This is a genomic window from Desulfovibrio sp. 1188_IL3213, from assembly GCF_036763145.1.
In the GTDB taxonomy this organism is placed as follows: domain Bacteria; phylum Desulfobacterota; class Desulfovibrionia; order Desulfovibrionales; family Desulfovibrionaceae; genus Desulfovibrio.
The window spans coordinates 1-911 of sequence record NZ_JBAIYR010000653.1 but is presented as its reverse complement, the minus strand read 5'-3'; the positions used below and the strand labels follow the sequence as shown (position 1 = coordinate 911).

The window sequence follows — 911 nt, the reverse complement described above, 5'->3', positions numbered from 1 at the left end:
CGCGTCCGCACTCACCGCGGCATCTGCCCGCACGGGCGGCGGAGCGGCAATTTCCACGGCGGCAAAGCGGTCCTTACCGGCCGTGCCGGAAAACATGAAGGAGTTTTTCATGCCTGAAGAACAAAGCCAATTTCAAAGCGCCGTTGCCAGCGTGCTTGAATCGGTCATGTTTGAAAACTGGCTGCGCTTTTACTTCATCAGCGAAAAGCCCGAATCCGCTTCGGCCGAGGGCGAGGCGCCGCTGTTCATGGCTGTGCCGGTCAAGGGGATGGAGCGCATATCCGAGCTGTATCCCCACCTGCTGCCGCTGGCCGACGAGATGAACGGCAAAGAAGTGACTTTTGAAACGTCACAGCGCGCCATCTGCAATTATGTTATGGCCCATGTGGACGGCAAGCTCATTGCCCGCGACAGCGCGGCCATGATTTTTAACAGTTCCACGTTTCAGGTGCAGATGCAGCTTTTCAATACCTGGGTGCAGATGCATGAAGACCAGCTTGACCGTGGATTTACGGAATTCGGCGCGTGGCGCAAGCTGTTTGACGAGTGGCGGCAAAGCCCCGGCGCGCGTGAACTGGCCGAAAAGATAACGTTGAGCCTGCACAGCGCTTCGGCCGAAAACCACAAGGATACGGTGCAGTAGCCGTGTGTGGCGCTTGCCGCAGGGGCTGCCCGGCGGTGCGGGTGTCATGAGTTTTGTGGGCAAGGCAAAAAATCTGTCCGGCCAGAAGCGTCTCGGTGCCGCGAGTGCTGCGAATGTCGTGAGTGCTGTGAGTGCTGTGGATGCAGCAGATTCCGTGGGTTTTGTGGCTGCCGGTTGTGCCGAAACTACTGGGCATGCCGGTCATGCCGCAGGCGGTGCGCAAGGTCCTCCCGTGCGGCGGCTTTCCTTGCTGGAGCATCTGGCCCAT

Annotated in this window: 1 protein-coding gene; it reads left to right on the top strand. The window is 59.3% G+C overall.

What is annotated here, in order from left to right; genetic code table 11:
• The first annotated feature begins 109 nt into the window (after positions 1-109).
• Entirely contained in the window at positions 110-643 is a 534-nt protein-coding gene (locus V6C16_RS14315; protein ID WP_333543566.1) for a hypothetical protein, read from the top strand.
• Positions 644-911: the final 268 nt, after the last annotated feature.

Coding starts and splice junctions, on each gene's coding strand:
- V6C16_RS14315 (WP_333543566.1), top strand. CDS start 110: ATGCCTGAAGAACAAAGCCAATTTCAAAGCGCCGTTGCCAGCGTGCTT.